A 26,745-nucleotide genomic window follows, 5' to 3' on the forward strand; every position below is an offset into this window, starting at 1 on the left:
GGCCCGCTCTGGCAACAAGTTCCATCTGAAAAACTCCATTAAACCATAGCAATCCCCATAGTAAGGGACAACCGGACCCGGTTCAGTCAACACTGCGTTCATGTTTGGCCGTACCGACCACACGAACGCTTAGTTATTGTGTGTAGTGCTATTCCACAATATCGGCTATTCCCTGAAATATATTCAACGGATATTCCGCCCAGCGATTGCATAGATATAAATACCACTCCTTTCCATAAACCACATAAATTCGAGAATTATAACCTCTGTCTTTGTATTGCTCCAACTCTTCATTTCTTATACCTAAAAGTCGTTCAAGTACGTAGTTTGAAGGTTTATATTTATCAATCAGTTTAATCGTTTCTTGATGGATTTTTTCGTGATGGGATGCAATTGAGCATTTATGGTTTTTGGATAAAAGTCGTTCTACATAATTCAAATAAATTTCGTCCAATTTATCTCCACGTTCAATAGAAAGTCCATTTGGTGTTTCATAAGCACCTTTTACCATTCTAATACTACCTGTTAATTTAGATATTTCTTCGAAATCATCTTTTGTTCTATGCAAATATGCTTGCATTGTTATCCCTAAGTTTTTGTGGATTTTTAGAGTTTCTTTATAGATTTTTAGTATGTTATCAGTCCGGTCAGTTCCCTCCATACTTATGATTACTTCTTGATTGATTTTACTAGCCTGTTCGCATATGGTTTTTAAGTTTTCCAAAGCCAATTCATTTGAGACAAGAAGACCGATATGGGATAAGTCTAGCGATATTGAAGAATTCAGTTTTTCATTTCCAATTGCTTTAGCGAAATTCACAAATTCAGTTGTTGCGTCATTTGCGTCTTTTTCATTTCGTATGCTTTCGCCCATAAAATCAGTTGTTACGTCAAATCCCTTTTGATTCCATTTACGTACTGATAATAAAGTTTCATTTATGGTTTCTCCGCCAATATATCTGTCGGCAGCTTTTTTTAAAACCTTAAATAAAGTTTCGTTTTTTAGTATGAATTCTTTCGCATCTTCATTCAGAGCAGCTTTTTTTAAGCTATCAGCTCCGATTTTCAATAATCTTTGTTCCATTAATTCTCAATGTTTTTTTTTGCATTACACACAACGGTCTGAGCTATGAGTAGTGCGGAGGCGGATCTGCGCTTGCCATTCCGTCATGCACCAAGCAAAAGCTTTGGGTTTTCTTTTTTCTTTATTATTTCAAAAGCAAAATCGAAAAGATTTTGCGACTTCATAAATATAGACAAAACTTGGGATTGGACACCAGGCCCGCATTACTTCATAGGTTTTGTTGCCAAATCGTTTTTCTTTTTCCGTCCGAGTAAAAGCTGGCGCTCTGCTTGCGTTTTGAGTGCGTCTGAGTAAGAAGGCTTTGCGAACCCCTCCGTAGCCCTCCGAATCAAGCTAAAATCCATTTGCGCCTGAGTGTTACATCTAGGGTGCGGTCGAGTTTTAATAAACAGAATTTGGGATAAAGGATGGACTTTTCTACTCCTACCAAATGTTTGGCAACGGTTCGGCTAAGCGTAGTTCGGGGGCAAGGAAACCTTTTCGTTTCCGTCTGCGCACGAAGCTAAAGCTTTTGGTTTTGTTTTTTCTTTTTTTGTCCAAAGCTAAATCCTAAAGATTTAGCGACCTCATAAATATACACAGACCTTTCGATTTAGCCCAAAACCCCGTATTACGTTTAGGCATTGTTGTAATCAGTAGCGACGCATACCAGTAAGCCCCAACGATTCCATTTCTGTTTATTTTTCGTCCGAGTAAAGTCCATCTGCGTAACGATTTCCCTTGAGTAAGATCCATTTATACAAACTTGCTCAAAAGTCGATTCACGTGATTTTTGGTTTTTTGTTTTAAGATTCTGAAGAAGAATTTTCAGTTGAAACCTTTTTTTTCTTGTCGTTTTCTTTTTTAAAAAATCCAACAGTCCAGATTCCAATTCCCAAGAAACTTATTAAAGGAACATCAGATAACATTTCAGCGGTCTCAGCACTCAAAAATTTACCGATTAGTCTTGCTGACCACGAAAGGATAATAATTACAATTCCTATTCTTTGAAGAAGGTTGCTATTTTTCATAAAATAAAATTTTACTTACCTCTTATTAGTATCAGCAAATCAAAACTTGTTACACATAATAGACTAATTTGATTTTTGAGCTATTGATTACAACGTCTGAGCTATGAACAGTACGGGAGCAAACTAGCGTTTGCTTTCCGCAACGCACATAGCGAAATCTTTTGGTTTTGTTTTTTCTTTTTCTTGTCAAAAGCGAAATCCCAAAGATTTCGCGACCTTATAAAAATACGTAAACCATTCGATTAAGCCCGAAGCCAGTATTGTTTATAGGTTTTGTTGTGCGCTGGCTTTTCCACGTTCTAATTGGATTTCTACTATTTTTTCGAGTTCATTCTGTTTAAAATCAAACCATTCTTGGCTAAAATCTGATTGGTCGATAGTATTTTTAAAATTCTGAAAAGGTTTTTTCTTTTCTAAAATGTCTCTCAATTTGAATTTGAATTTTTCGTCCGTCATTTGTTCAGAGAAACGTTCCATTATTTTAAATGACTCAAAGCTTTCTAATACTTCGAATTTTATAAAATCCGCTTTGTGGTCATTTATCTTATTTAAGTCATCTCGAAAAAATTCTTTTAATTTTTGTTCGTCTGAAGTGTTTGAGAAGTTTGGAATGGTAACAATTTCGTTTGTTTTGGAATTGTAATAGCAGTTATTTCCACAATCCAGATTTTCAGCAATTTCCTTGACAATATTTTTTTGAGAATTATCCATAAAAGCAATGGTGTTTATCTTCTTTTATGATTTCTATGATTTTTTCCAAATGTGTTGATTTTGGAAAAGGTTCGTACAATTCCCATTTTCCGCTAGCACGCATCCAATATAGATTCCATTCTTGTTTGGACTTGTAGAATCTAATTTTAGCAAATTCAATTTGTTGCAGTTCTTTAGGGTTGTTCCAAACAGGTCTAATTTCATAAAGTAATACAACTTTTCCGTCATAAGAATATCCAAAATCAAGTTGTGCACGAATCTCTGGATTGTCCGGGCGTAACGATTCCACGTACTTTTTTATGGTCGATTCGTTAATGTCAATCGTGGTATTTTTCATTCAACTAAAATATTTTTTCAGCTTGCGCACAACGGCTGGGCTAAGCGTAGTGCGGAGGCAAGGAAACTTTTCGTTTCCGTCTGCGCACGAAGCTAAAGCTTATTGTTTAGTTTTATTTTTTCTTGTCCAAAGCTAAATCCATAAGATTTAGCGACATCATAAATATACACAGACCTTTTGATTTAGCCCTAAAGCCCGCATTACGTTTAGGCTTTGTTGTGCTTAGTGCTTTCCGCACAGATTGTCTATTCATAATCCAAATCCGAACGGTTTTTTTCCATTTATTCCGCTTTTCAATTCGGCTGGAATTTCCCAAATATCATATTTAGTTGGCCAGTCCGTTTTATAACCTTCTTCGGTCGGTATGAACTTAAATCGGCTTTTAGCAAAATCATTCGCTTTAAACCTTTTCAGAATGCTTTGAAGTAAATTCCAAACATCTTTTTCGTATTCATCTATTGTTTCGGCTGTAAAGTCATAGTAGTAATCTGGCTCAGCACTCCAAAAAATCTTGCAAGCTGTTCCCTTGTCACATTTTGGACTGTCAATAATCCATTGCAAAACAATTGGTCCATCGTCCCAGTTGTATATGTCCGCCAAATAATACTGCTCCGCTGAGTTTAAAGATTTAAACTTTTCAAAATCGGGAATTGTTTCTTCATCATTATCAATGTCATCATTAAATGAGAATTCGAAAAAGTGTTTTTTAATCAGCAATATTTTATGAGGTCGAACTATCACTTATTTCAATAGATTTTATTCTTTTTCAGCATTAAGCACAACGGTTGGGCTAAGCGTAGTGCGGAGGCAAGGAAACTTTTCGTTTCCGTCTGCGCACGAAGCTAAAGCTTATTGTTTAGTTTTATTTTTTCTTGTCCAAAGCTAAATCCATAAGATTTAGCGACTTCATAAATATACGCAGACCTTTCGATTTAACCCTAAAGTCCGCATTACGTTTAGGTTTTGTTGTATGCCGTTATTTTTTTCTATTTGCTAGTATATTTAAGTCATCCAATGAGTCGAGGGCGAACATTTCCGAATACTCTTTTAAACTCCCAATTGATATTTTTAAAGGCTCCTGACTATTATTTTGTACAATCACCCGATATTCATTCTGATACTTATATTCTTGAACCTTTTGAAATAGATTTATCTCTCCATTGGTCTTTTCATTGTCATAATATTCTACTGGTTTTGCCATGTAAGACATATCCAATTTCTCAATTTCATAAGTAAGTTTGTCAATAAACTTCTTTGTGCCTCTTATAAACAAGGCATGAGAACCAAATGCTTTTACTTTGGAATCTATGGTGAATTCGTCGGTATCTAAAAAGTCCGACCGCTTAATACAATACAAGGAATACAAATTACCTTTTGGATAAGGGTCATAATGTCGGAGTTGTAATTTGCTAGGTTTTATGTCCATTTTGTCCCCTGCTTTCGTGTCCGTTATTTCTAGTCTCAACTTTTCGGTACTTTCATAGTTTTTAATGTTTACTGTACCTTCAAATTTATCTCCTCTAACTCCTCTGTCTTCTAGGTTTTGAAAATATTCTATCGTGTTTAGATACACTATTCCATTTTCGTAAAGCGATTTAATATTTTCCTCACTCCCGAACTTGATAAAGAGAACAATAGTGTCTTGGAGTTTGTTCATTTACTTTTTTGGTATAATGGCATACAACGGTCTGAGCTATGAGTAGTGCGGAGGCGGATCTGCGCTTGCCATTCCGTCATGCACCAAGCAAAAGCTTTGGGTTTTCTTTTTTCTTTATTATCTCAAAAGCAAAATCGGAAAGATTTTGCGACTTCATAAATATAGACAAAACTTGGGATTGGACACCAGGCCCGCATTACTTCATAGGTTTTGTTGCCAAATCGTTTTTCTTTTTCCGTCCGAGTAAAAGCTGGCGCTCTGCTTGCGTTTTGAGTGCGTCTGAGTAAGAAGGCTTTGCGAACCCCTCCGTAGCCCTCCGAATCGAGCTAAAATCCATTTGCGTCTGAGTATTACATCCAGAGTGCGTTCGAGTTTTAATAAACAGAATTTGGGATAAAGGATGGACATTTCTACTTCTACCAAAATGTTTGGCAACGGTCTGAGCTATGAGTAGTGCGGGAGGAGAGAGGCACTGTCCCTTACTGTGCGCACCAAGCAAAAGCTTTAGTTTTTCTTTTTTCTTTATTATCTCAAAAGCAAAATCGGAAAGATTTTGCGACTTTATAAATATAGACAAAACTTGGGATAGAGAACCAGGCCCGCATTACTTCATAGGTTTTGTTGCCAAATCGTTTTTCTTTTTCCGTCCAAGTAAAAGCTGGCGTACCGCTTGCGCTTTGAGTGCGTCTGAGTAAGAAGGCTTTGTGAACCCCTCCGTAGCCCTCCGAACCGAGCTAAAATCCATTTGCGCCTGAGTGTTACAACCAGGGTGCGTTCGAGTTTTAATAAACAGAATTTGGGGTAAAGAATGGACTTTTCTACTTGAACCAAAATGTTTGGCAACGGTCTGAGCTATGAGTAGTGCGGGAGGAGAGAGGCACTGTCCCTTACTGTGCGCACCAAGCAAAAGCTTTAGTTTTTCTTTTTTCTTTATTATCTCAAAAGCAAAATCGGAAAGATTTTGCGACTTTATAAATATAGACAAAACTTGGGATTGGACACCAGTCCGGCATTACTTCATAGGTTTTGTTGCCAAATCGTTTTTCTTTTTCCGTCCGAGTAAAAGCTGGCGTTCTGCTTGCGTTTTGAGTGCGTCTGAGTAAGAAGGCCTTGCGAACCCCTCCGTAGCCCTCCGAATCGAGCTAAAATCCATTGGCGCCTGAGTGTTACATCCAGGGTGCGTTCGAGTTTTAATAAACAGAATTTGAGATAAAGGACGGACTTTTCTACTTGAACCAAAATGTTTGGCAACGTTAAGGCTATGATTTCGGTCTGGGAAATCCGTTAGGATTTTTCAGGTTGGAATCGTGCCGGATTAAAAGTAATGAATTTTCTCTTTTGAAAAAGGCAAGACTGAATTATAGGCCATGTTAGCGGTTGCTTGCAGCCCGGACCATACTCTAACGTACAAGCCAATGGAACAATCCGCGTGGATTTTGCCGCATTTAAAATTAAGCCGAGACCATTGTAAACACAAATAAAATTTGGCGTTCTGTAAAGCCTGGAAAGGGATGGCCGAGCCTAAAGTCAACCTGCGAACTGCTTGCGTAACCCTTGCGTACTGGCGGCAAAAGGATAAGCCCTTAAGTTGCTCTATTTTAAATCCCAAAACCCTAAGAAAGCCTGATCCCGAGATTTGTAAACCGTGGATTTTTTGCTGCCCTGATAAACGTTCTGCTTGCGCACCGATTGGTCAAACTATAGCGTAGGCAGCAAAAAAGAAGAAGACCCTAAGCAGCTCATTATTTTAGAGCAAGTTACCGCTAACGGTCTGAGCTATGAGTAGTGCGGAGGCGGATCTGTGCTTGCCATTCCGTCATGCACCAAGCAAAAGCTTTAGGTTTTCTTTTTTCTTTATTATATCAAAAGCAAAATCGGAAAGATTTTGCGACTTCATAAATATAGACAAAACTTGGGATCGGACACCAGGCCCGCATTACTTCATAGGTTTTGTTGGCAAATCGTTTTTTTATTATAGGTGCGAGTAAGAAAGGTCAGCGTACTGATTGCGTACTGAGTGCGTCTGAGTAAGAAGGCCTTGCGAACCCCTCCGTAGCCCTCCGAATCCAGCTAAAATCCATTTGCGTATGAGTGTTAGGTCAATACTCCGTCCGAGTTTTGGCGCTCGGAATTGTGGATTAAGGACAAGTTCTACTACTCGTACAAAATGTTTGCCAACGTACGGATATAGTAACAACTTACTATATTCCTATTTTGTGACCACTAATCTAATGGATTTTTAATGCCTTTAAAAGAATTTGTAGCCACATGGGTGTATATTTCCGTTGTTTTACTGGAGCCATGTCCTAAAAGTACCTGGATCTGCCTTAGATCCACACCAGATTCCAATAGGTGAGTGGCAAAACTATGACGCAGTACATGTGGAGTAACGTTTTGACTTATCCTTGCCCTTTCAGCGGCTCCCTTAACTATTTGCAACACACTTTCAGCAGAATATTTTCCTGCCTTACGTCCTTCGAATAAATAGTTTTGTGGCTTCCATTCCTTAAAATATATCCGAAGATCTTCCAATGCGGTTTGGGATAATAAGGTATATCTGTCCTTATTCCCCTTGGCACTTTCTACCCTTATCAGCATTCGCTTACTATCCACATCAGTTATTTTTAGGTTCAACAGTTCACTTCTTCTTAGGCCAGAACTGTATAAGAGCTCTATAATACATTTATGTTTTAAGTTATTGGCGTTTTCAATAATGGTAAGTACTTCCTCTTTCGAAATTACAGTGGGAAGTTTAAATTCCCTTCTAGGACGCTCTATCTCATAAAATCGATTGGGCATTCCCAATACTACCTCATAATAGAATTTTATGGCGTTAATGGCCTGATTTAAGTAAGAATTTGAAACGTTTCTATGTATCAGTTTTTGAAGAAATGCCCGTATATCACTTTCATTAATGGCGTTCAGATTTTTTTCCTTGTAATGATTAATGAACAGTTCAAAAAAATGTACATAAGTTCGAACCGTGTTATTTGCATATTTTTTTAATTCCAGTTTTAAAAGATATTCTTCCGGACAAAGTCTATACTCGGGGATAGGTTTTCTTTTTCTGAACCACTCCACATCAACAGATTCATTAGCCGTATTTACAGGTTTGTTTGCTAAGAACCTATTATAATTGATCCAGACCACTCCCTTAAAAGTGTTGAAAATAATACCAAGATTGCCCTTGGTGTTGGGGATGTAGGCCATGTTATACTCTTCGCTCCATTTGGGCCCTGGAAGACTCTTGATCAAACCCTGAATAAGCTTGTCTGGCGAAAACTTTATTCCTATCATCTTTTGATTATGGATCATAAAATGGTAAAGAGTTATGGATTTTAAGGGATTCATAAGACAAGTTTAGTTAATTAACTGACTTTAAAGCGTATATTATACCTATAAAATATGTTTACAAATGGATAATGAGAGAAGATGTCCCGTTTGCGATATTTTGGTAAAAGGCCGATCGGATAAGATATTCTGTTCCGCTAAATGCAGATCTATAAATCAATATGATAATCGGCAGGAAACTGAAGCTTTTTATCTGAAGGTGGATAGGCAATTGAAAATAAACAGGAAACTTCTGAAAAAATATAATAGATCCGGTTATACAACAATAAGAAAATCCGAACTTATTGAAGAAGGATTTGATCCAAAATTTTTTACCCATTATTGGAAGAACCAAAAGGGAGATGTCTACCTCTTTGTTTATGAATATGGATTTTTGAAAATAGCAGATAAGGGAAAAGAGAAGTATGTTCTTGTTATCTGGCAGGACTATATGGAAAGATAAGGAAATCAATTTAAGATCCTTTTTTTTAACATGATGTAAGGGCTAACCAAATAATATGAGCAGGTACACTTTTATATTATTATTTGATTCAATATACCGCGTTAGGCCTGCCTGCCTCCTTTAGGCAGGGACCGCGGCGGCATCCCCGCAGTGAAGCAAGGGATATAGCCAAGGGCCCGCCCGACGAAGGAGGGAACGCCCAAATCCATTAACCACGCCCAATGGAGATATGGTTCTACTTAATTGTTCTCTTTTAATTTTTTGATGGTTACCTGTATGTTGAACCATGTTTAGCATTTTGTGTATATCGGAAAATTTTCATTCGGGGAATCAAATTTTTAAAATCAAATAATTAATACTAATTTTAGTAGCGAAGCTTAAATGAATTATAAACTAATTTATAGCATTTTTATTCCTCACCTCAGTCTTGAAAAAATGGAACGTAAATTGGTCAGAATGCTATCCCGCTCTAAAATAATCCCATATATTCTCCTTATTGCCGGTGTTTTGGTACAGTGTACTGAAGCCTTACCTCCGGGCGACCCTGATAATGGTGGTTTAGCCCTACCTGAAGGTTTTGAGGCCGTTGTGGTGGTAGATAGTATTGGGCCTGCCCGCCATCTTGCCGTTAACAAAAATGGGGATATTTATATTAAAATGCGTTTTGCCCATGAAGAGGGCGAAAATATTGGACTTCGCGATACCAATAATGATGGGAAAGTGGATATCATAAAGCGGTTTGGGGTATTTGATCAAAAGGGTTACTATGCCACTGGAATGCGCATTTATAAGGATTTTTTGTATTACAGCACCGCCAGTACGGTATACAGACAAAAACTGACGAGGGGTAAACTTATCCCGGAAAGTGAACCTGAAGTTATACTTACTGATGATTATCAAAATTCCATTTACGGATATTCGCATATAGCAAAGCCTCTGACTTTTGATGATGACGGACATATGTATGTCCCATTTGGCTCTCCGGGTGATGTATGTCAGTCCAAAGAGCAAAATAGAATGCCGGGTGCTTTGGGTCTAGATCCTTGTCCCGAGTTGGAGTGGCACGGTGGCATTTGGCAATTTGATGCCAATAAACTCGGTCAGGTGCAAAAAGATGGTTACCGCTATGCGACCGGAATTAGAAGTGTTGTTGGGATGGACTGGAACCATCACGACAATACCTTGTATGCCCTGCAGCACGGAAGGGACAATATGCACCGCAATTGGCCCGATTTGTATTCGCCTTGGCAAAGTGCTATGTTGCCTTCGGAAGAATTTCTTCGGATTCAGGATGGGACCGATGCTGGTTGGCCATACTACTATTACGATCATATGCAGGGTAAAAAATTACTTAATCCAGAATATGGCGGGGATGGTAAAAAGGAAGGTAAAGGTGCTGAATACGAGCAGCCTATAATTGGTTTTCCTGGGCATTGGGCACCCAACGATCTTCATTTCTATCAAGGAGATCAATTTCCCGATCATTATAAAAATGGAGCTTTTATAGCTTTTCATGGGTCCACCATAAGAGCTCCTTTTCCGCAGGCGGGATATTTTATTGGTTTTGTCCCATTTAAAAATGGAAAATTTGGTGAATGGGAAGTATTTGCAGAAGGTTTTACACAGGTGGATAAAATTGTTGATACGGACGACGCTGGATACCGACCAATGGGAATTGCCATGGGACCTGATGGTTCCTTATATCTAAGCGAAAGTGAGCATGGAAAGATATGGCGGGTAATGTATAAGGGCGATAAAAAGACTTTTGGCCCAGGGCAACTTGCACAAATGGAAGAACACAAAAAACTGCCTCATATAAAAACACCCGATGAAATTAAGGACGATCTTACACCTCTTAGGGCAGAGGCAGGAGCAATATTATATAATAGATATTGTGGTACATGTCATATGAGCAACGGTAAAGGTGATGGCAGTAGGTTTCCACCCATTGCTGGTTCGGAATGGGTAAAAGGAGATCAGCAAATTTTAATAGATGTCGTATTGAGTGGTTTAAGCGGACCTATTGAAGTGAATGGTAAATATTTTGACGGAGTTATGCCACCGGTGGACTATTTGGAAGATGAAGAGATTGCCCAGATTCTGACCTATATAAGAAGGGAATTTGGTGATAACGCCCCTCCTGTGGGATCCTACTATGTAAAACAGGGGAGATACTTTGCAAAGAAGAAAAAAGAGGAACAAAATAAAGACCTCTAAAGCGGTGGGGTTATTGTATGAACATTTTGATGGTGTGGATGCTTAAATTTCTACATTCTTTGATTTCATTGCTGTCCATTGAAACCGCGCAGGAGGTTCATGAATACCTTATTCCAAAATAAACAGGCAATGAATAAAACGAAACAAACCCGCCTTGCCGTCGGGCAGGAGAAAAGACACCTACTCCGAGGAATTTCTTAGATCTAATCTAAAAACCGGTTTCAAAACTCCGCGCTTTTTTAAAAGAAAAAAGCTGGATATCGGAGCTTTTGAAACCCATTCAGCGGATAAGGGGACCCATTGACAAGCTTTATTTTTTGGGTTTTCAGTTTTTTTTCATTTTACCTCTAATACAAGTGGTTTTCACTATTGGCCAGTGGGCTAGATATAGAGTTGTTACTGTTTACAGCTGGTTCGACCAAACTATGGTACACCGTAAATGGTTTTTCGCCCCTAATTGTTTTTGGTCAAGGCAAAAACAGAAACCATATGGAAACTTGGATTATTCCACCTTTTCATCCAATATAGGTAATAGTTTGGGGACTGATCTTTATGAAACCTTTTAGAATATCCAATATGACCTATAGAGCCTTGGCTAGGTTTAAATTATACATAACTACATTGCTTTTAGTTTACCCCTTTCAAATACCATAAAGGTTACTTTACCAATTGCCAGGGTTTTCGAGGTTTTCTGGACAAAAGGCCATTGGCCTCCGAATCTCCAATAAATTTCTCCTTATCAGAATCCCAATTTAGTTTCCTTCCCAATCTGTATGAAATCAAGCCCAAATGCATGGGCATAGTCATGGTGCGGGCATAGGCCAGATTAGATTCGGGTTGGGTTCTGGATTTTACGGAATCCACAAAGTTTTGTTGGTGCCCTGGAGAGCGGATAATGCTTTGTGGAATCTCGGGGATATCGGTCATGGTTTCACCATTGATGGTAATTTCACGTGTATTGTAATCACATATGAGACTGCCTTTGTCCCCTTCAAAATAGGCCCCTATTCCTCGCTCTGCGGCACCGGGAACATTTGGAGGTTCACTGGTCCAATATAGTTTTAAACCGTCGAACTCATAATCAATTTCGATCCATTTTGGAGTGTCGGCGATGCCTTCGGCTTTTTCCCCTCGGGCAACAATACTTTTGAGACCCTTGGGTTCCAGGGCCCAGAAGGCAACATCGGCAATATGGCACCAGAAATCGGCAAAGAAGCCTCCGGAATAATCCAGGAAATAGCGATACGTAAAGTGGCATTTCTCCGGCATATAATCTACATAGGGTGCAGGTCCTAGCCACATATCCCAATTAAGGCCCTTGGGGATGGCCACACTTTTGGGATTGCCCAAATTTGGTGGTGCCCCTGTTTTCCATAAACGAACCGTGTGTACATTGCCAATGGCGCCCGACTTTATAATTTCTACCACACGATGGTAATTATCGGTAGCATGTATCTGCGTTCCCATTTGGAAAATACGGTTGTGCTTTTCCAAATTATTGAGCATCATTTGCCCTTCTTTTACATCATAGGACAACGGTTTTTCACCGTACAGATCTTTTCCTGCCTGAAAAGCCAAAGTTGCGATCTGTGCATGCCAATGGTCGGGAGTGGCACAGGTAATGGCATCAATATCATTTCGGTCCAGAATATTTCTGAAATCACCATAGCCTTTCACCTTTTTCCCTGGTTGAAGGGTTTCCATTGTTTTTAGGCTACTTGCAAGGTGCATTTCGTCTACGTCACAAAGAGCTACTACATCCACTTCCGGCAGGGCGCTGAACCATTTCATATGGCTGTTGCCCATTCCGCCCACGCCAATGTGGGCTACCCTTAGACGATCGCTAGGAGCAATCCTGCCGTAGGCCGAAGGTAATAAGGTTAGCCCCAATAGGCCCAAACTACTTTGTTTTATAAATTCTCTACGATGTTGGTCTTTTGACTTCATGTACGCTTGGTTTGACTCAATTAAATATAAGAAACGCCATAACCATATCTTTGGCGCCCCATCTATCTTATTCCTTAAGTTTCGTAAATAGCCATTCTTTTCTCAATTCCTGTTGTTCAGGATAGGTCCAATGCTGCGTTTTTTGAAAAAGATGTAATTCCTTTGGTGCTGTTAATACATTATAAGCGGAATAGGTAGAGGCAGGGGGGCATACATTGTCATTATAGCCCCAACTGTACCAGCCCGGTACTTTTACGAAACGAGCAAAATTTACGACATCGTAATACTTGGAAACTTCTATTTTTTCTGGTTTGTTCAGGAATTCGTCCACGAAAATCTGCGGCCAACCTCCGGCACGCCCATGTAAAAATCCGGTCATATCGGATAGGGCAGGGTAAAAGGCGGCCAAATAATCAATTCTATTATCCAAACTTGCGGTCACAATGGAAAGCGCACCGCCTTGGCTACCTCCTGTAACCGCAATATCTTCGCCATTAAATCCGTCTACACTTTCAATAAAATCGACAGCTCTAACACACCCGAGATATACACGGCGGAAGTAGGCATTATCCCTATCATCCAAATTAAAGGTCTGGTAACCGTTAAGGGCACCCCTACCAAGATTATCATAAACACTTTGATCTAAGTTTACGGGTATGCCGTGAATACCAATGGTAAAGGAGATAAAACCTTCGGCTGCTTCGTCAATTTCCCCGGAATATGGCCGTATTCCGGCACCGGGCACATGTAGGATGGCGGGGTATTTTCCTGCCTTTTTGGGTTTGGTAAGAATGCCATAGATTTTACCTTTTATATTGTCCAACTTCACATGGTAAACATCCACCTTGTCCGTACAGCGTTCCGGCATCAAGGTAAGTACTGCGTTCATTGGTACACGGCTCAATTCTTCCTTGCCTTTGTCCCAAAACGACTCAAAATCTTTTGGTAAGGTGGTCGTGGGCTGTATTTTGTCCGGAGCAAAACCTACCGTGGTATAGGACGAATATTCCTTCCCATCTACTTCAACGGTTGCGGTGCAACGGAGAAATCCCGGTTCGGTGAATTTTTTGGCCTTTATTTTGGTGGAATTGTTCTTAAGGGTTCGAGTACCCTCATCCCAAATTTTTAAGGTTCGGTACCCAGGATCGGGTTGAACGGTATACTTAATTTCAATATCGTCCAGGAGAACATTGTTTTTAAAAACAGAAATTGTGAATTCTGCCTGTTCGCCAATAGAGTAAGTCCAATCAGCATGGTTTGGGCTAACAATTACTTCTACCAATTCTTGGCGGGGTTGGGCAAATAAATAAGTACTAAAAAGGAGAAAGCATGCAAATAAAGTAATTTTTTTCATTTTAATCTTTAGAATTAGTTTGTGAACAACAATACAGCTATACTGGGGAAGTATGCTTAAATTAATGTGGAAAAAATGGGTGATGATTCCCAACCACTGTCGAAAGATAATAAATAAGGTTGGAATTTTGGTCCCTAAATGCAGTAGACCCCACAATGTGAGGTCTAGATTTTAATAAGTGTTTATAAAATGTCCGACTTAGGACTCGGATTCTTCCATTTCCATAATGAGATTGGCGATCAATGCTGTCCATCCCGTTTGATGCGAGGCACCTAGCCCTTTACCATTATCGCCATCAAAAAATTCGTAAAATAGATGTTGGTTCCTAAAGTTTTCATCTTTTGAGTAAAGTTTATTTTTATCATCGGCATGATACTGGAATTTGCCTTCCGCATTATGTTCAAAAAGTTTTACCAATCTCTTGGTGAGCTCGTTGGCTATTTCCTTTAAATTTAGTTTGATACCAGATCCCGTGGGGAATTCATATTGATAGGTTGGGCCGTAGAAAGTATAGTACTTTCGCAAAGATTGAATGATCATATAATTCAACGGCATCCATATGGGCCCCCTCCAGTTGGAGTTGCCCCCGAACATATTGGAGCGACTCTCGCCAGGTTCGTATTGAATGGTGTAATGACCATTGTGTTGAAATACAAAAGGATGCTCTTTATGGTATTTTGAAAGTGAACGTACACCAAAGTCCGAAAGAAATTCATCTTCGTCCAAGAGGCGCTTCAAGAGTTTTTCCAACCTATAGGCACGCATGATCGAAAACATATAATTGCCTTCTGGATTGGCCTCTTCTATGTTAGAGATCAAGGAAGCTAGATCTGGCCTAGTACGAACAATTTCGGCTGCCCTTATCTTAAATTCCTTCAATTGTTCAAAGAGGTCCTTATGAATGATCTCAACTGCAAATAAAGGAATTATACCTACCAAGGAACGCACCTTTAATCTACTGGTAGCCCCATTGGAAAGTTCAACCACGTCGTAATAAAAATCGTCCTCATCATCCCAAAGTGAGATATCCTTTTTACCTATGTGGTGCATGGCCCAGGCAATATTCAGGAAATGCCTGAAGAATTTGGCTGCGGACTCCTCATACACTTTATTGGTCTTAGCCAGTTCCAGTGACATTCGCAGCATATTCACTGTAAACATGGCCATCCAACTGGTGGCATCGGCCTGCTGCATTCTGCTCACCCCTTCAGGCATATGATTACGGTCGAACACACCTATGTTATCCAGCCCCAAAAATCCACCTTCAAAGAGATCGGTACCGTGTTTATCCTTTTGGTTTACCCACCATGTAAAATTGATGAGTAGTTTCTGAAAAGCATTTTCCAAAAACTTGGTATCCCCTTTACCGTTCCTTTGTTTGTCCTTTTCATATACGTTCCAAACCGCCCAGGAGTGGACAGGTGGGTTAACGTCGCTAAAGTTCCATTCATAGGCGGGAATTTGTCCGTTCGGGTGCATATAGCTTTCCCGTAATACCAGCAGTAATTGTTCCTTGGCAAAATAGGGGTCTATTTCTGCAAAGGAAACCATATGAAAAGCAAGGTCCCAAGCCGCATACCAGGGATATTCCCATTTATCCGGCATAGATATTACATGCCTATTGGTAAGATGTTGCCAACTAAAATTCCTGGCACTGACCCTATTAGGTTTTGACTCACCGGGTCCTCCAAAAAGCCATTTAAAGACATCATAGTAATAGAATTGCTTGGTCCATAACAAACCTGAGAAGGCACTTTTGGCTATCTTTTGGTGGGTTTCGGGCAAGTTTTTCTTTAGCTTACTATTATAAAATTCCTCACATTCCTTTATCCTTTCCTCAAATATAGCATCAAAATCTGCCCAGGGATCTTGTAATTTCTTTTTGCTGAGACGTACCCTAATACTCTTCTCTTCACCGGCCTTTAGCTTAAATATGTGCCAGATGGCCGATTTGGAACCATTCTTTTCAGGGTTAACGGTGTCCTTACGGTTTACAACATGATCATTTATACCATCTTTCACATACTCCACCTCATTGGGCACATTATAAATACGCTTGTTGTTGGTCTCGTTTTCGCAAAAGAGTTGCTCGCCATTTTCGTGATAAAGGTAGTGCCTGCCGTTTCTTATACTTCTGGCTTGCACGCAGTTGTCTGCAACGGATTTAATGGACGGACGTTTAAATCGCTTGTTGTGCTTCCAGAAATTTCTGAACCAAAGGTGTGGCAGCACGTGTATATTGGCCTTTCTGCGGCCTCTGTTGACTATGGTGACCTTCATAAGAATATCCTCCACATCGGCCTTGGCATATTCTATATAACAATCGAAATAGGCATTATTCTTAAAACTATTGGTGTCCAGAAGCTCATATTCCGCTTCTTCCCGGCTTCGATTATTATTTTTAACCAGGTCTACATAAGGAAATTTCTTGTGTGGATACTTGTAAAGATATTTGCTGTAGGAGTGTGTAGGTGTGGATACCTGATGAAAATAGAGTTCTTTGACATCCTCGCCATGATTCCCCTGATTATTGGTAAGTCCGAACAAACGTTCTTTTAAAAGTTCATCCTTACCATTCCAAAAGGCAGGTGCTAGGCATAAAATCTCCCTAGAGTCGCAAAATCCGCCAATACCTTCTTCGCCCCATCTATAGGCATTGCTACGGGCCTTCTCGTGATTTACAAAATTCCATGCATCTCCATCTTCACTATAATCCTCCCTAACGGTACCCCATTGTCTTTCGGCCAAATAAGGGCCCCATTTTTTCCAATTTTTGTAGTTGTCGGGTACTGCCAGTCTTTCTTCCTCAGCAATTTTCGGGGTCAAATATGCCATTCAGATAATATTTTAATTTTCAGCTTTTTTAAACCGCAGCTTTCAAAAGAGTTCGGTTCTTTACAGTTGAAGACGGTATAGAGGTTGATCTTTTTTGCTTGGTTAGGCGCAAAAATAAAGCTAATTTAATCAGTGAGCCACTAAAGTGCTTAATATTACCTAATTGGCACTGCAATTCGTAATCTTTTATTATCCTGTAAATAAAACTGATATTAAATTGATGAAATCATATTTGATATAAATGGGAAAAGACATTCTGAAGAACATCAATTAGGCACAATATCCTCCGAACAAGTGCAACAAAATGTGAAATAGGTCGTCAATACAGTGGTTTTGAGCTTAAACGAGACGGTAAGGGTTCTTTTTTTTATACCAATTCTACACAATAAAAGCCATTCTTTTTTAATATCCGTATTACCGCGTCTAGCTGAAGCCTTTGGGTTATGACCCGAAGGATATTGTCGCAATCCTATAGGTCAAAATTCCACTAGCCAATTTTCATAAAAGGCCATTAATGTCTTCTCCAACTTTAACATAGACTGGTTTTCTCATTTGCCACTGATAAATGTTGCTTCTGGTCTTAACTTTAATGTGAAATTGTAAATAATTCCTAAAATTTTAACATATTTATTGTATTTTATCGATAATAAAAGGCATCTTAACGATTAAAAGGATAATTTTAACATTTTTATGTTAAAATTATAACATATAAATATTCTATCGGCTTATTGCTTGATTTTCGTAATTGAATCACGGGGGAATGGTTGTTCGTGGGTAGCATATTAACTAATCCTAACACGATATGATTAAATATATTCTACAAGATAAATTTATTTTAACATTGGGAACAGCCTTAAAAAGTATTGTTTTAATCCTCGCCTTGATTGGCTTTCTTCTAGGTTGTAGCAGTGATGATTCATCTACCAAGGACAATGCAGATGAAGTGGCGGATGTCATAGACGACGGTGAAGAAAACACGGATGGGACCGATGGGGATGGTGATGACCAAGACCCAGGAAGTAATTCCACTTCTGCCTCTTCCAACGAACTATCAGACCAAATAATCATGGGGGGAAGTACAAAAGTACAGGGTGCTCCACCAACTTCCAATGGGGCAATATCCTTGGACATATTGGGTCCAAGTTCAAATGCCTACATTATTGAGGGATTTGATATTCCCGTTTTTTCCTCTGATGGGGACATTGCTGGAGCTTATGTGCAATTTAAGGTAAAGGACAGCATAGCTGCTGATAGTTATTTTGATGTAGACGTAATTCAAAATGCTAGCAATAAGAAAGAAGCCAAATTTGGTTTTAATAACTCTAGATTTTCGAAAAATTACGGCCTAAACTCTAAAATTAAAGCTTCATACTGGTCAATCAATGTGAATTTTGATCCTCAATTAACGTCTGGGGAGTTCTGTTATGTAATCTGGGTATATGATAATCAGGGCAACATTAGTGTACCTAAGGAAGAATGTGTAACTATTAAGGCATGGGGAGGAAATGAAGCCTTGATTGCCAATTGGTCCCTAACATCCTATGAGGAATTATATGAAGGACAACTTGAGAATATAAATGCAGGCGAGGAATATTGTGATGGGAACTATTGTCAAACCTTGGATTATGTAAAACTGAATTTGAATACGGACGGTACTTTTTCCTGGGCCTATAGATATGACGAACGGGATGTAAATGGTTCATATGGTCAAAATACTTGGTCGGTAGCTACGACCTTTGGAAACTGGGCATACGAACAAAATGAGAGTAGATTATTATTCTTCGAATATAAATATACCGAAGAAGATGTCACAGGAATAGTTTATGAGGATGTTAATGCCCCTGGTCGCGCCTATGTGGTATTTAAGGATAGTATTGATGTAAATGCAACAAATTTAATCATTCTTGATGAATTGGATAATGATGCGGATGGACATATAGATGGAAGATATCAGGAAAACTATGAGAAATTATAATCGACATGAATAAGCAATAGAATTTTTTGCAAGTTTTTTTTCAATCCGGTCATTATAGTCATTAACACTAAAACAGTGGACCCTGCAGGAAATAGAAATTTGTTTCTAATCTCTGTTGATATGTAAATTCTAAACCGACCAAAAATGAAAAAACATTACTTATACATCGTTCTATTTTTATTTATAATTTCTTGTAGTAAGTCGGATGAAGGCCCTGTTTCCGATAAGGTCCAGGAAACCGAGGAGGAATTTGAAGAAAAGCCAGCACCCATAATAGAAGGCGGGCTAACGGTTTCTGAGAAAGGGCTGAATATTACATCATATAATTTAGTAATAGATACCACAGCCACTAGCAACATAAAATCCATTGCCATTTCAGACGCTGATCTATCTAACAAGATTACCGTTGGCACCGTACTTATGGATAGTGAAACCGGTTTTATGGTTAAGGTCACGGGCAAGGATCAAGACCTTGTAACGGTTGAAGACGCCAGTTTGGACGAATATTTTATAGACGGAGTTCTTGTTTTTGGAAGTACGACAACGGGGAAGGATGCACTTAGTAATAAAGCATCGGATTTTTCGGTTGCCTTTAATAAGGAATTGTACAGGGATGAAATAGGATCGATTGGGGTTAATGGAAATCTAAGTTTTGACCCGGATATTAATGGAGAGATAGATTTTGGTTCCAAAACTTTCAATGTTAAAATAATTGATGCACCCCTAACCATTTCTGGAGAATTGGATATAACCGCTTCCGGTGAAATGACTAGTGAGGAAATAATTGAATTGGGCTCAATTCAAATTAATCAATTGTATGGAGTTGTTTTCGTAACCTATAAACTTTCTATATATGACAAGATAGTGGTCGATTTTTCAGGTTCGCTCACTGAGACCATTGCCTATACGCAAACTTTTAATGTGAATGCCTCTTTGGATTATGATGAGGCCTTTTCCAGTGATTTCTCAGCAGCGAATACCTCTGAGGACTTGGAAGTGAAGGTAGATGGTAAGGTCAATTTAAATATTAGGCATGAGATAGTTCCTAAATTGGAAATTCAATTTTATCGTGTAGCAGGACCTTTTATGGAGTTTGTCCCTTATGATACTTTTAATGCGACGGCCACTCTAAGCGATAGTGATTTGGACTGGGATTTTTATGCCCAAAGGGGAATAGATTTTAGACTGGGGGCGAGTACAAAGTTGTTTAAGGGAAAGTCCTACGCATATTCATGGCCCGTGGGCAGCCCAAGACGCATTTACGAGATGCCTTACGAAACAAAACTTCTTTCCGAAACCGAGATAGAAGCATCGGGTGGTAAGGAATTGGATAGCCCGGTGAAGGTAAAGGTACTGGACTCAAGGGAGAACCCGGTTGCCGGTGTAATGGTCTATGCCGAAATCAAAGAAGGAACAGGGGAATTGGTAGAGGACAAAATTTTTACCAATATGGACGGGGTGGCCGAATTTACATGGAAAATGGGCTGCGAGGCTGACCAAAAACTGGAATTGTATGCAAAAAAAGCCGATGGAACGGTTTTACGGGATACCAAATCCGTGGTAAAGGCTAAGGTTGCCCCGTGTGGCGGCCTGGAGTTGACCAGAGAACTTAATTTTGGTAATGTTCAAATAAACACCACGGACACCAGAATATTTACTATTACCAATAATTCAGAATCCAATGTTGTTATTTCAATTTCCGATATTCCACAAGGGTATTCCTTAGATTGGGTCAACGGGAGCATAGCAGCTAATAGCCAACAGGAAATAAGGGTATCGTTTTCCCCTATTGCCGCTCAACAATATTCTGGTTCTTTGACGGTAGCTGATGATATTAATGAGTTTAATAATACGATAGTAGTAAATGGTAATGGAACTGAAAACGCGGTATACGATTTATTTACCGATGCTGCGGCTATTAAAAAAATATTGGAAGTGAATGGTATTGATGTTTCCGATCCAAGATGGGAGTCTAGAGATAGTGAAGAAGTAATTGATTATTTATCTACTACTTACGGCATTGGATTTACTTATCTTGGAAGAGTTTTTAGGCTAAACTTATGGGAATTAAATATAAACCTTTTACCTCCTGAAATAGGACACTTAACTCAATTAGAAATGTTAATTCTTACGAACAATAACATAGAGGTTTTACCTCCGGAAATAGGTAATTTGACTTATTTAAAATATTTAGATATAAACAATAATAAATTAAGTTCATTACCATCCGAAATTGGGAATTTAACCAAGCTGACAGATTTAATTGTAATGGGTAATTATTTAAGTTCCCTGCCATCTGAAATCGAAAACTTAAAACAATTAGAAGTCCTTGTAATTCGTAATAACAACTTCAATTCTTACCCAACTTTTCTGGGAAATTTGTCAACTTTGAACCACATTAATTTACTTAATAATCCTGCTTTGTGTATACCTCAGGAGATATGGGATTTACACTCATCATATAATACAATAATTAGTATAGAACTTGAGGTGAATGATACAGACTGTAGCGAGTAGTCATATGGAGGTATACTGAATGGCTATAAAATATTAGGAAAAGTATTGAGGATTTTTCGCCAGCAAGTTAAATGATGTCATTTTTATTACAGAATGCAGGCACATTAAAGACTCTGACATATTGATTTTCATAATAACCGAATTAGGGAGTTATAGAGTTATTAAGTTCGAGAAAGATTATAAAATTAACCAATTAAATATATGATTATGAAACAATTCTTAGGATTAACCGTACTGTTATTATCTTTTATGAGTGTGAGTGCACAAACGGCCATAGGACTAAAATATGGAGTCCAGAATACAGATCTTTATGATCTTTCGGATGCCAGTTCGGTCACAGCTTCCAACTTTGGTTTAATCCTTAATTTTGGATATAGTCATTTAGTTTCTTTTCAAATGGAAGTAAATTATTCTCCCAAGGGTTCTGTTTACGACAATTTTTTGGATGAGGAAACAGAGGAAGTATATGATTATTTGGAGGTGCCGGTGTTGTTAAAGCTGAGCTTCGGAGCCAACTCTTTAAAGTATTATGGTATCGTTGGTGCCTTTGCCGCGGTTCCACTAAATATTTCAACAGTTACTGGGAACGTAGAAGAAAAAAGAGAGGGTATTGATGAAGTGGATCTGGGTATACAGTTTGGAGCCGGTTTAACATATGACCTTGGTCCGGGAAGAATTTTGGGAGAAGTCCGATATTCTGCTGGTATCGATGGTCTCCCCGATCAATATACCGAAACGAAGGCCCTGCTCTTTTCTGTAGGGTATCTATTTACTTTTGGTAAAAAAAGCAAAAATAATTAAGTCCTAGTGTGATTTTTACAAGTCTAAATAAAACAAATTAAGCGATAATGTTACATAAGTATTATTGCTTTGTTCATATCAACATGCCCTAATAATGAATTAAAGAATCTTCCAGTACAACAGAAACTGACAATGGATTAAAGGCATTTGTAAAGTCAAAAAATCATGAGGGATATACGGGTGCATTATCAAGTTTATAATCTAATATAGGAAGGTTGTATGTTTTTTATAAGCTTAATGATGTTAAGAATGTAGGATATTTTATTGAATAAAATATTTTCTGTCAGCCCAGAATTGTAGCCGATCTTGAAAGGGGTGAGGCTACAAAAAGCTGGCAAAAGACGGGTCATTTTCCCTAGCACTTGGTAAGTTGTTTATTGTAATCCAGGGCGAGTTTTATCCAATGTTCAAAGTCTTTTTCCTTTTCCAAATTCCCTTCTTTTATATGGATGTAACCTCGATATTCCCGCCCTCCCATTACAACTTTCGTACATCCATCCTTTTGTAATTGCAGTTCATGAAGGGCTGGGTCTATTCTGCACATTATTCTCTGTGGCCCAGCTGTTAAACACATTTTACCGTTGACCATAAATGCCAAACTACCGAACATTTTCTTTTCCTCAATATTCGGCAAGTGTGCCAAGGCTTTCCTAATTCTATTTGCAAGTATTTCACTGTAAGCCATTATCCTTTTGTTAGGTTTTGGGTCAAAGTGTAGTCATAATGGGGTCGAGTTTAGTCGGCCTAATAAATATTGTGGAATCCCATTATGTCACATTATGCAAATTAAAATAAATAAATATAAACGCCCAACCTTCACTAAATAAAGGGGTTATGTCAAACCATCCCATATGGATACCGGATTACACCAAAGCACCATTGGCGCCAATAACCTGGCCTGAAATCCATTTGGACTCATCGCTGGCCAAAAATAGTACCACTCGGGCAATATCAATTGGTTGTGCCAATCGGTTAAAAGCATTCATGGCACTTAGTCTATCTATGGTTTCTTGCGATTTCCCCTTTAAAAACAACTCTGTTTCCGTAGCTCCGGGAGCCAATGCATTTACGGATATTCCTCTACCGATTTCTTTGGAAAACACACGGGTCATTTGCTCAACAGCTGCCTTGGAGGCAGAATATAGTGCATAGGTTGGAAACATTAATTTTACGGTACTTGAAGAAAAGTTTATAATATTTCCATTGTCGGCCAATCTGCTGTCCGCTTCTTGTAAGGTGTTAAAAATCCCCCTTACATTAACATCAAATTGTCGGCTAAAATCTTCTTGGGTATTATCCTTTATTTTTTTGGAAATCATAATGCCTGCGTTGTTGACCAATACATCTACCTTGCCATAAGTCTCTATGGTTTTATCGAATAAAAGACTTACTTCTTCTCGTTTACTTACATCAGCTTTTACGGCCAAAGCATTACCGCCTGCTTTAATTATGGTCGCTACGACTGATTGGGCTTCCGCTTTACTATTGGAGTGATTTACAATTACTTTAGCACCATTTTCGGCCAAAAGTAACGCCACTTCCTTTCCAATACCTCTTGAAGCTCCGGTTACGATAATGACTTTATTTTCTAATTTCATGCGAACAATATTTTTAAGGAATTATTTTATGGTTTTTAACTTGTAAAGGGATAACAATGCTAAAATGATAGCAATTATGACTAGAAACGTTACCGGTTTGGGTCTAGCATAAAATTCCAATCCCAGTGCTGTTACCATGGTTATTGGAGCAATGAAAAAGCTACTTTTCCAATGATTTTATTTGTACTGATTGCAAAGACTACCAACATAGCAGCTAATCCCAATTCGGAAACACCTGTAAATATTCGGAAAAAATCGGCATCTAAACCAATGGCATTTTCAAATTGTTTAAAACCAGCAATACTTTGTGGTTTTCCTAATAATTTGGGAATGGCAAAAAAGGTCATTATAATAATTGCCACAATATTGATAATCTGATCTGTGATATTCTTCATTTATTTTTGTTAATATTTTAATAACATTCTAATAGGTATGTTTTAGGGGCAAAAAAAAATTAAGCTTCCAATTGTTTTAAGTATACGGCAAGTCCTGTAATATATTCATCCAGGATCAAATCATTATCGTATAGTTTTCTAATTCCACGAATACCTTCAAAGGCACTTATTAAGTACACGGCCGCGGCCCGACTGGAAATATTTTTGTTGATCGAGTTTTCTTCTTGACCTCTTTCGATCAATGTGGCCAAGGCGGATTTCCACTGTTCTATGATACTCTTTAAAGCGGTTTGATATGCAGATTCAAAGTCGCCAATTTCATTAATAAAATTATTCATTGGGCAGCCATGCTGCTTGTCATAAAAGGGAAAGGATTTTATACGATCTAGAAAAGTTGTTTCCAATATTTTTAAGGCATCTCCAGTACCATATAATGGCAGTATCATACTGCTATACACCCTATTTTGCAATTTTAATCCAATAACTTCCAGTCCTAGTTCCTTTTTATTTTTGTAATGATGATAAAATGCCCCCTTTGTAAGACTGGTGGCATTCATTATTTTATCGATGCTGGTCGTTTTAAAACCATTTTCATAGAATAGTTTAAATGCCTCATCAATGATTATTTGTTTGGTAAGTTCAGACTTCAACTCCTGTTGCATAATGCAAATGTAGCAAAAAAAAATACTAGTTAGAATGTTTTATTGTTTTGGTTTTATTCTCTTGACCAATAGGTGAGTTGTATGGAACCTTTACTTCATTTTCTTCTATTTCTAGAAGTGTTGAACAAAGGAATTGGCTGTAGGTACTTTTATCTCCGATGGGGAAACAGGAGGAACTGGAACTTTGTACACCCTATTTTTAAGACCTCAATTAACATTTTGAAGAACTCATTTAGGTATTTTTTATCCCTTAACGCAGATTAAGACCTATAAAGCAGCTCCTACCATCGTGTTATTGGAAATAGTTAAGGTAATTTAAGAAAAAAATTACCTTAACTATTTATCGTAGGCGTCTCATTACTTAGCTTTAAATCATTTCCTGCATATATTTTTTGATATTGGCATCCCTATAGATTTTCTGAACCATAATAGTGTATAAGTCTGAAAAACGTTGATTTTTAACCAAATCACCAAAAAGGGATTCCTGTTTAATAAAAGCCAGAGGATCTGATGCGGTTTGTGCTGCAGCCATATGAAGCTCATTGCTCATGGCATCTATAATTTCCAAGGGCTGTCCATTTTTATCTGATTGTTTATCGCTGTAATAGCACCATGCTGCGATAACCAAGGTAGCAAATTCAATGCTTTTGCCAGCCGTTAAATTTTCTTCAAGCGTTGCTATTAAAAATTTCGGCAGTTTTGCAGAACTTTCCGAACAAATACGGCTTACACTGTCCTTTATGTTAGGATTGGCAAAGCGCGCCTCCAAACTGTCTTTGTAATCTTTAAGATCAATCCCCTTAACTTCATCCAAGACTGGTGTTGCTTCCTTGTCCATAAAGGTTCTCAAATAAGTAACGAAGGTTTTGTCTTCCATACAGGCATTAATGGTTTTGTGCCCGTGTAGTGCCCCCAATAGTCCTAGAACCGAATGCCCTGCATTTAATAGACGGAGCTTCATTTTCTCATAGGGTTTCACATCGGGAACAAATTGCACGCCAACTTTCTCCAATTCGGGTCTCCCATCCGAAAAATTATCCTCAATTACCCATTGTATAAATGGCTCACAGGTTACCGGCCACTCATCCTTTATTCCGTATGTTTTTGCTAGATAATCAATATCAGATTGGGTGGTTACCGGTGTTATGCGGTCTACCATACTATTTGGGAAACACACCTCTTTTTCTATCCAACCGGCCAATGATGCATCTTGTTCCTTGGCAAATGATAATAACATTTTACGTGCCATATCGCCATTGTGCTGAATGTTATCGCAGGACATAATGGTGAAGGCTGGTAGTTTTGCCTCCCGACGTTTTTTTAGAGCGGCCGTTAAATACCCATATACGGTTTTTGGGTTATCTGGATATTTTAGATCGTGTTGAATATCGGGATTTTCAAAATCGAATTCACCAGTGGAAGGTTTAAAATTATAGCCTCCTTCGGTAATGGTCAGCGAGAGAATTTTGGTAGCGGGGTCGGCCATGCGTTCTATGACAAGCATAGGGTTGTCCACCCCTAATAAGAAATCGCATATTGAACCTATTATACTGGGTGCTATTTTTCCGTCAGGATGTTTAACGATAAGGGTATAAAGACCGTCCTGCTTTTTAAGAACGTCGTGTATTTTTCTATCACCTTCCCGTAAACCTACTCCACAGATACCCCATTCAGGGGCATTGTATTTATTCATAAGTTCATGGGTGTAAAAAGCCTGATGCGAACGGTGAAAACCGCCCACACCAATATGTACCATTCCCGGTTTAATATTATTTCTATCGTAATCCAAATTGGGTATACGGTCTGTAATTTGAGTTAAATTCTTTTGATTGAGTATAATAGTAGTATCCAT

General features: G+C 38.5%; 23 protein-coding genes. 7 read left to right on the forward strand and 16 right to left on the reverse strand.

All coding sequences use genetic code 11. The features are described from left to right. Window positions 1–148 precede the first annotated feature (148 nt). The gene (locus MWU78_RS16045; RefSeq protein WP_246999556.1) at window positions 149–1,084 is read right to left on the reverse strand and encodes a proline dehydrogenase family protein; all 936 of its coding nucleotides are present in this window, start codon (window positions 1,082–1,084) and stop codon (window positions 149–151) included. A gap of 45 nt (window positions 1,085–1,129) precedes the next feature. Here MWU78_RS16045 and MWU78_RS16050 point away from each other — a divergent pair, with 45 nt between their 5' ends. Next, window positions 1,130–1,378, forward strand: coding sequence for a hypothetical protein (locus MWU78_RS16050; RefSeq protein WP_246999558.1), 249 nt, complete (start codon window positions 1,130–1,132; stop codon window positions 1,376–1,378). Between the two features lie 491 nt (window positions 1,379–1,869). Here MWU78_RS16050 and MWU78_RS16055 read toward each other — a convergent pair whose 3' ends face one another. The 5 genes from MWU78_RS16055 to MWU78_RS16075 form a co-directional block, all read right to left on the reverse strand. Beyond that, window positions 1,870–2,094: a hypothetical protein gene (locus tag MWU78_RS16055; RefSeq protein WP_246999560.1), complete on the reverse strand. Its 225-nt coding sequence runs from the start codon at window positions 2,092–2,094 to the stop codon at window positions 1,870–1,872. Window positions 2,095–2,358: 264 nt separating this feature from the next. Continuing rightward, window positions 2,359–2,805 carry a UPF0158 family protein gene (locus MWU78_RS16060; protein WP_246999562.1) on the reverse strand — a complete coding sequence of 149 codons (447 nt, stop codon included), beginning with the start codon at window positions 2,803–2,805 and terminating at the stop codon, window positions 2,359–2,361. Continuing rightward, complete coding sequence (locus MWU78_RS16065) at window positions 2,798–3,142, reverse strand: DUF3024 domain-containing protein (protein WP_246999564.1); 345 nt, start codon at window positions 3,140–3,142, stop codon at window positions 2,798–2,800. Before MWU78_RS16065 ends, MWU78_RS16060 begins: the two co-directional genes overlap by 8 nt. A 249-nt stretch (window positions 3,143–3,391) precedes the next feature. Beyond that, window positions 3,392–3,859, reverse strand: coding sequence for a DUF4274 domain-containing protein (locus MWU78_RS16070; protein ID WP_246999566.1), 468 nt, complete (start codon window positions 3,857–3,859; stop codon window positions 3,392–3,394). 259 nt (window positions 3,860–4,118) lie between these two features. After that, window positions 4,119–4,799 carry a hypothetical protein gene (locus tag MWU78_RS16075; RefSeq protein ID WP_246999567.1) on the reverse strand — a complete coding sequence of 227 codons (681 nt, stop codon included), beginning with the start codon at window positions 4,797–4,799 and terminating at the stop codon, window positions 4,119–4,121. Window positions 4,800–4,837: 38 nt separating this feature from the next. Between MWU78_RS16075 and MWU78_RS16080 the strand changes: the two genes are divergently transcribed. Then, window positions 4,838–5,086, forward strand: a complete 249-nt coding sequence (locus MWU78_RS16080) for a hypothetical protein (protein ID WP_246999569.1) — start codon at window positions 4,838–4,840, stop codon at window positions 5,084–5,086. A 317-nt stretch (window positions 5,087–5,403) separates the two neighbouring features. On the opposite strand, the gene MWU78_RS16085 is transcribed toward MWU78_RS16080, so the two are convergent. Together MWU78_RS16085 and xerA are read right to left on the reverse strand one after the other, a co-directional pair. Beyond that, window positions 5,404–5,784: a hypothetical protein gene (locus tag MWU78_RS16085; RefSeq protein WP_246999572.1), complete on the reverse strand. Its 381-nt coding sequence runs from the start codon at window positions 5,782–5,784 to the stop codon at window positions 5,404–5,406. Between the two features lie 1,238 nt (window positions 5,785–7,022). Further along, entirely contained in the window at window positions 7,023–8,150 is a 1,128-nt protein-coding gene (xerA, locus tag MWU78_RS16090) for a site-specific tyrosine recombinase/integron integrase (protein ID WP_246999574.1), read from the reverse strand. Window positions 8,151–8,214: 64 nt separating this feature from the next. Between xerA and MWU78_RS16095 the strand changes: the two genes are divergently transcribed. Both MWU78_RS16095 and MWU78_RS16100 read left to right on the forward strand, forming a co-directional pair. After that, complete coding sequence (locus MWU78_RS16095) at window positions 8,215–8,592, forward strand: hypothetical protein (RefSeq protein WP_246999575.1); 378 nt, start codon at window positions 8,215–8,217, stop codon at window positions 8,590–8,592. Window positions 8,593–9,027: 435 nt separating this feature from the next. Then, window positions 9,028–10,809 (forward strand): PQQ-dependent sugar dehydrogenase, encoded by a 1,782-nt coding sequence (locus MWU78_RS16100; RefSeq protein ID WP_246999577.1) that lies wholly within the window; start codon window positions 9,028–9,030, stop codon window positions 10,807–10,809. Between the two features lie 657 nt (window positions 10,810–11,466). Here the strand turns inward: MWU78_RS16100 and MWU78_RS16105 are convergent. From MWU78_RS16105 to MWU78_RS16115, 3 genes are all read right to left on the reverse strand, one after another. Further along, window positions 11,467–12,756 (reverse strand): Gfo/Idh/MocA family oxidoreductase, encoded by a 1,290-nt coding sequence (locus tag MWU78_RS16105; RefSeq protein WP_246999579.1) that lies wholly within the window; start codon window positions 12,754–12,756, stop codon window positions 11,467–11,469. A 67-nt stretch (window positions 12,757–12,823) separates the two neighbouring features. Beyond that, window positions 12,824–14,110 (reverse strand): acetylxylan esterase, encoded by a 1,287-nt coding sequence (locus tag MWU78_RS16110; RefSeq protein WP_246999581.1) that lies wholly within the window; start codon window positions 14,108–14,110, stop codon window positions 12,824–12,826. 198 nt (window positions 14,111–14,308) lie between these two features. Further along, the gene (locus MWU78_RS16115) at window positions 14,309–16,945 is read right to left on the reverse strand and encodes a glucosidase (protein WP_246999583.1); all 2,637 of its coding nucleotides are present in this window, start codon (window positions 16,943–16,945) and stop codon (window positions 14,309–14,311) included. A gap of 802 nt (window positions 16,946–17,747) precedes the next feature. Between MWU78_RS16115 and MWU78_RS16120 the strand changes: the two genes are divergently transcribed. From MWU78_RS16120 to MWU78_RS16130, 3 genes are all read left to right on the forward strand, one after another. Then, the gene (locus tag MWU78_RS16120; RefSeq protein ID WP_246999585.1) at window positions 17,748–18,920 is read left to right on the forward strand and encodes a hypothetical protein; all 1,173 of its coding nucleotides are present in this window, start codon (window positions 17,748–17,750) and stop codon (window positions 18,918–18,920) included. A 144-nt stretch (window positions 18,921–19,064) separates the two neighbouring features. Beyond that, window positions 19,065–21,437, forward strand: coding sequence for a leucine-rich repeat domain-containing protein (locus MWU78_RS16125; protein ID WP_246999587.1), 2,373 nt, complete (start codon window positions 19,065–19,067; stop codon window positions 21,435–21,437). Between the two features lie 207 nt (window positions 21,438–21,644). Continuing rightward, window positions 21,645–22,238, forward strand: coding sequence for an outer membrane beta-barrel protein (locus tag MWU78_RS16130; protein WP_246999589.1), 594 nt, complete (start codon window positions 21,645–21,647; stop codon window positions 22,236–22,238). Between the two features lie 355 nt (window positions 22,239–22,593). Here the strand turns inward: MWU78_RS16130 and MWU78_RS16135 are convergent, their stop codons facing one another. From MWU78_RS16135 to MWU78_RS16155, 5 genes are all read right to left on the reverse strand, one after another. Then, complete coding sequence (locus MWU78_RS16135) at window positions 22,594–22,923, reverse strand: TfoX/Sxy family protein (RefSeq protein WP_246999591.1); 330 nt, start codon at window positions 22,921–22,923, stop codon at window positions 22,594–22,596. 178 nt (window positions 22,924–23,101) lie between these two features. Then, a complete protein-coding gene (locus MWU78_RS16140; protein WP_246999593.1) occupies window positions 23,102–23,836 on the reverse strand; it encodes an SDR family oxidoreductase in 735 nt (244 codons plus the stop codon). Between the two features lie 140 nt (window positions 23,837–23,976). After that, complete coding sequence (locus tag MWU78_RS16145) at window positions 23,977–24,231, reverse strand: hypothetical protein (protein WP_246999595.1); 255 nt, start codon at window positions 24,229–24,231, stop codon at window positions 23,977–23,979. A 59-nt stretch (window positions 24,232–24,290) separates the two neighbouring features. After that, window positions 24,291–24,893 (reverse strand): TetR/AcrR family transcriptional regulator, encoded by a 603-nt coding sequence (locus MWU78_RS16150; RefSeq protein ID WP_246999597.1) that lies wholly within the window; start codon window positions 24,891–24,893, stop codon window positions 24,291–24,293. 367 nt (window positions 24,894–25,260) lie between these two features. Then, window positions 25,261–26,745 (reverse strand): mannitol dehydrogenase family protein, encoded by a 1,485-nt coding sequence (locus tag MWU78_RS16155; protein ID WP_246999599.1) that lies wholly within the window; start codon window positions 26,743–26,745, stop codon window positions 25,261–25,263.

Source organism: Arenibacter sp. F26102 (assembly GCF_023015865.1).
Taxonomy (GTDB): Bacteria; Bacteroidota; Bacteroidia; order Flavobacteriales; family Flavobacteriaceae; genus Arenibacter.